The organism is Pseudomonas sp. 05N434 (assembly GCF_056396965.1).
Genome location: NZ_JBFTMK010000378.1, coordinates 1 through 4,960 on the forward strand (window position 1 = coordinate 1; position 4,960 = coordinate 4,960).

The 4,960-nt window shown below is 59.3% G+C and carries 5 protein-coding genes and 1 pseudogene; all 6 read left to right on the top strand.

All coding sequences use genetic code 11. The features are described from left to right. Positions 1-417, top strand: a pseudogene (locus tag AC1DLB_RS21060) (23S rRNA (adenine(2503)-C(2))-methyltransferase RlmN); the annotation flags it as partial. 12 nt (positions 418-429) lie between these two features. Next, positions 430-1,188 carry a type IV pilus biogenesis/stability protein PilW gene (gene pilW / locus AC1DLB_RS21065; protein WP_018927064.1) on the top strand — a complete coding sequence of 253 codons (759 nt, stop codon included), beginning with the start codon at positions 430-432 and terminating at the stop codon, positions 1,186-1,188. Beyond that, a complete protein-coding gene (locus AC1DLB_RS21070) occupies positions 1,188-2,225 on the top strand; it encodes a RodZ domain-containing protein (RefSeq protein WP_477743269.1) in 1,038 nt (345 codons plus the stop codon). Before pilW ends, AC1DLB_RS21070 begins: the two co-directional genes overlap by 1 nt. A 3-nt stretch (positions 2,226-2,228) precedes the next feature. Then, positions 2,229-3,338 carry a flavodoxin-dependent (E)-4-hydroxy-3-methylbut-2-enyl-diphosphate synthase gene (gene ispG / locus AC1DLB_RS21075; protein ID WP_477785579.1) on the top strand — a complete coding sequence of 370 codons (1,110 nt, stop codon included), beginning with the start codon at positions 2,229-2,231 and terminating at the stop codon, positions 3,336-3,338. Between the two features lie 37 nt (positions 3,339-3,375). Beyond that, entirely contained in the window at positions 3,376-4,665 is a 1,290-nt protein-coding gene (gene hisS / locus AC1DLB_RS21080) for a histidine--tRNA ligase (protein WP_018927062.1), read from the top strand. Positions 4,666-4,705: 40 nt separating this feature from the next. Next, positions 4,706-4,960 (top strand): YfgM family protein (locus AC1DLB_RS21085; RefSeq protein WP_477785580.1); only part of this gene is annotated, 255 nt, incomplete at its 3' end.

The following is a 4,960-nucleotide window of genomic DNA, read 5'->3' on the forward strand; positions in this document are numbered from 1 at the left end:
CTTAAGATGCTGCTGGAATCGTGTCAGCGCTACATGTCGTCCCTGGGCGAAAAGCGCGTACTGACCATCGAGTACACCTTGCTCAAGGACATCAATGACAAGGTCGAACACGCGGTCGAAATGATCGAGTTGCTCAAGAATGTTCCGTGCAAGATCAACCTGATTCCGTTCAACCCGTTCCCGCACTCCGGTTACGAGCGTCCGAGCAACAATGCGATTCGCCGTTTCCAGGATCAGCTTCACCATGCAGGCTTCAACGTCACCGTGCGTACCACTCGCGGTGAAGACATCGATGCCGCGTGTGGCCAATTGGTAGGGCAGGTGCTGGATCGCACCCGTCGCAGCGAACGTTATATCGCCGTGCGTGAGTTGAGCGCCGACAACGATATGCCGCAAAACGCTGCGAACAATAATTAAGAGAGGATCTCTATGTCCCTGCGCTTCGCGCTGCTTGTGCTGTTGGCCAGCCTGTGTGCTGGTTGTGTCCTGTCGGGCGATTTCAACCCGATGAAGACCAGCAAGGGCCGTGATGAAGCGCGTGCCGCCTACGTGCAGCTGGGCCTGGGGTACTTGCAGCAGGGCATGACCGAGCGCGCCAAGGTCCCGCTGAAGAAAGCGTTGGAACTGGATGACTCGGATGCTGACGCCAACGCGGCCTTGGGGCTGGTGTTCCAGGCCGAGATGGAGCCGGAACTGGCCGATCAGCATTTTCGCAAGGCGCTGTCTTCCCGTCCCGCCGATGCGCGAATCCTGAACAACTACGGCAGTTTTCTGTTCGAAGAAAAACGTTACAAAGAGGCGTACGAGCGCTTTGAACAGGCGGCCGCCGATACTCTGTATCCTGAGCGTTCGCGGGTTTTCGAGAACCTCGGCATGACCGCTTCAAAGCTGGGCCAGCGTGACCTGGCTCGCCAGCAACTGGAAAAAGCCCTGCGTTTGAACCGCCAACAGCCACGTGCCTTGCTGGAAATGGCTGAGTTGTCATTCGAAGACAGGCATTATGTGCCCGCGCGTGACTATTACGATCGTTTTAGCCTGCTCACCGAGCAAAATGCACGTAGTCTATTGCTCGGCGTTCGGCTGGCAAAAGTGTTTGAAGATCGCGACAAGGCCGCCAGTTATGGCCTGCAATTAAAACGACTCTATCCCGGTACGCCGGAATATCAGCAATACCTGTCGGAGCAATGATGAAAGCGGCGCATCCCGAAGTTGTAGCAGCGAATCGCGTTAACCCCGGTGAGACTTTGCGCCAGGCCCGCGAAAGCAATGGCTGGTCGCTGGCCGAAGTGGCCCTCAAGCTCAACCTCACCGTCAATTCCCTGAGTAATCTGGAAGCCGGCGCTTTTGACAAGCTGCCTGGCCACACCTTTGCTCGTGGCTATATTCGCGCGTACGCCAAATTGCTGGGCATGGACCAGGCTGTTCTGGTTCAGCAGTTCGACCAATCCACCGGCACCGACTCCCAGGGCAGCAACGTCCACAGCCTGGGGCGTATCGAAGAGCCGGTTCGGGTTTCCCACACCATTTTGCGAATTGTCAGCCTGCTGTTGCTGATCGCGGTGATTGGTGGTGGTTTTGTCTGGTGGCAGGATCAAACCTCATCGCGCACCAAGGACCTGGTCAGCCTGGCTCCGGAACACGTTGAAGTCGAAGGCGCCGATGGCACCACCCAGATCCATCCGCTGGACGAGCCGGAAGACCAGGCGGTTGCGCAAGGTGAGTCTGAAGGTGAAACGCCTCTGGCGTTGCCGCAGGCGGAGGAGCCTGCCAACGCCGAAGCAAGCGCGCCGGCGCCAACACCCGCTCCAGCAGCCCCGGTAGCAACACCTGCGGCTCCGGCCCACAATACTGCTCCGGTTGTCGCGACACCGGCAGCGCCAGTTGTTGCCGCTGTACCGGCAGCGGTTGCGACGGCTCCGATTGCGCCGGCCGTTGCAGCTGCTGCTCCAGCAGCTCCAGCAGCTCCAGCAGCTCCGGTTGCGGGCCAGGGCCAGGTTCAACTGCAATTCAGCGCCGATTGCTGGACTCAAGTGACCGACGGCACGGGTAAAGTGTTGTTGAGTGGTCTCAAGCGTAAAGGCGAAAGTGTTTCCGTCAGCGGCAAGCCGCCCTTTGCCGTGCGTCTGGGCTTTGCCCGTGGCGCGCAGGTCAGCTACAACGGGCAGGTGGTTGATGTCGCTCCGTTCACCAGTGGCGAGACTGCTCGCCTGAAGTTAGGTCAATAAGTCATGCACGGCGAATCTCCAATCAAGCGTCGCGAATCCCGGAAAATCTGGGTCGGTAACGTGCCTGTTGGCGGCGATGCGCCCATCGCTGTGCAGAGCATGACCAACAGCGACACCAATGACGTGGCCGCCACCGTGGCCCAGATCAATCGTCTGGAAGCCGCCGGCGTCGATATCGTTCGGGTTTCGGTGCCGGACATGGACGCCGCCGAAGCCTTCGGCAAGATCAAGCAACTGRTCAAGGTGCCGTTGGTGGCTGACATCCACTTCGACTACAGGATCGCTCTGCGCGTAGCCGAACTGGGCGTCGATTGCCTGCGCATCAACCCAGGCAACATCGGTCGTGAAGACCGCGTACGTGCGGTGGTCGATGCCGCCCGTGATCGCGGGATTCCAATCCGTATCGGCGTGAACGCCGGTTCCCTGGAAAAAGACCTGCAAAAGAAATATGGTGAGCCGACTCCGGCCGCGCTGGTCGAGTCCGCCCTGCGTCACGTCGAACACCTCGAACGCCTCAATTTCCAGGACTTCAAGGTCAGCGTAAAAGCTTCCGACGTGTTCATGGCCGTTGAAGCCTACCGCTTGCTGGCCAAGGAAATCGTCCAGCCGTTGCACCTGGGCATCACCGAAGCCGGTGGTTTGCGTTCAGGCACAGTGAAATCCGCCGTGGGCCTCGGTATGCTGCTCGCCGAAGGGATTGGCGATACTATTCGCATCTCGTTGGCGGCCGACCCGGTCGAGGAAGTGAAAGTCGGCTACGACATTCTCAAATCCCTGCACCTGCGTTCCCGTGGCATCAACTTCATCGCCTGCCCGAGCTGCTCGCGGCAGAACTTCGATGTGGTCAAAACCATGAACGAGCTGGAAGGGCGTCTCGAAGACTTGCTGGTGCCGCTGGATGTCGCGGTAATCGGTTGCGTGGTCAACGGGCCGGGTGAAGCCAAGGAAGCCCATATTGGCTTGACCGGCGGCACACCAAACCTGATTTACATCGACGGCAAGCCGTCGCAGAAACTGACGAATGACAATCTGGTGGATGAGCTTGAACGCTTGATCCGCCAGAAAGCGGCCGAAAAGGTCGAAGCCGACGCGGCTGTAATCGCTCGCGGCTGAGCCTGACTGAAGAGCCGAACGAATTTAAGGATTTAAAGTGAGCAAGTCTCTGCAAGCCATTCGTGGCATGAACGACATCCTGCCCGAACAGACTCCCCTGTGGCGTCATTTCGAAGGCACCGTTTCGCGTTTGCTGGATAACTACGGTTACAAGCAGATCCGCATGCCGATCGTCGAGTTCACCGAGCTGTTCAAGCGCTCCATCGGTGAAGTGACCGACATCGTCGAAAAAGAGATGTACACCTTCGAAGACCGCAACGGCGATTCCCTGACCCTGCGCCCTGAAGGCACAGCGGCCTGCGTGCGTGCGGTGCTCGAACACGGCATTACCGGCGGCGGCCAGGTGCAGAAACTCTGGTACATCGGCCCGATGTTCCGCCACGAACGTCCGCAGAAAGGCCGTTATCGCCAGTTCCACCAGATTGGTTGTGAAGTCTTCAACCTCGACGGTCCGGACATCGACGCCGAGCTGATCGTGCTGACCTGGCGCCTGTGGGGCGAGCTGGGTATCCGCGATGCGGTCAAGCTCGAACTCAACAGCCTGGGCACTGCCGAATCCCGTGGTCGTTATCGCGAAGCACTGGTCGAGTACCTGACCGCTCGCCTGGATCAACTGGACGAAGACAGCCAGCGCCGTCTGAAGACCAACCCGCTGCGGGTCCTGGATACCAAGAACGCCGACACTCAAGCGGTGCTGGCCGACGCGCCGAAAATGGCCGACTACCTCGACGAAGAATCCCGCGTGCACTTCGAGGGCCTCAAGGCTCGCCTGGACGCCGCCGGCATTCCTTATGTGATCAACCCGAAGCTGGTTCGCGGGCTGGATTACTACAGCAAGACCGTATTCGAATGGGTCACCGACCAATTGGGCGCCCAAGGCACGGTATGTGCCGGTGGTCGTTACGACGGCCTGGTGGAGCAGATGGGCGGCAAGCCGACCCCGGGCGTAGGTTTCGCCATGGGCATCGAGCGTCTGGTGCTGCTGCTTGAAACCCTGGAGCAGATCCCCGAAGAGATCTCCCGTCAGGTCGACGTCTACCTCTGCGCCTTCGGTGAAGCTGCCGAGCTGGCCGGTCTGACCCTGAGCGAGCGTGTTCGTGATCAACTGCCCAACCTGCGCCTGCAAATCAATGCCGGGGGCGGCAGCTTCAAAAGCCAGTTCAAGAAAGCCGACAAGAGCGGTGCGCTGTACGCATTGATCCTCGGTGACGACGAAATGGCCCAGCAAGTGGTAGGTTTCAAACCCCTGCGTGGCCAGGGCGAACAACAAAGCATTGCCTGGGATGCGCTTGCTGCACACCTGGCCACCTGCGTCGTGCAGGGTTGAAGCTGTCAAACAGCCGATTTAGCGATTAAGGAGTATTGGGGTGTCGAGTACCGAAGACGAACATGTGGCGGAGTTGAAGGAGTGGTGGACACGCAACGGCAAGCCCCTGGTTACTGGCGGCCTGTTGGCGCTGGTCATCGTGTTCGGCTGGCAGGCCTTTCAGAAGTATCAGAGCAATCAGTCGCAAGGCGCCTCGATTCTCTACCAGCAGTTGCTGGAAACCACGCTGACGCCTGACGGCAAGCCTGATGCTGCACGTGTTTCGGATCTGGCGGGCAAGCTCAACAGCGAGTTC

Bases quoted from the DNA above. Each gene is read 5' to 3' on its own strand.
- pilW (WP_018927064.1), top strand. From the start codon at position 430: ATGTCCCTGCGCTTCGCGCTGCTTGTGCTGTTGGCCAGCCTGTGTGCT.
- AC1DLB_RS21070 (WP_477743269.1), top strand. From the start codon at position 1,188: ATGAAAGCGGCGCATCCCGAAGTTGTAGCAGCGAATCGCGTTAACCCC.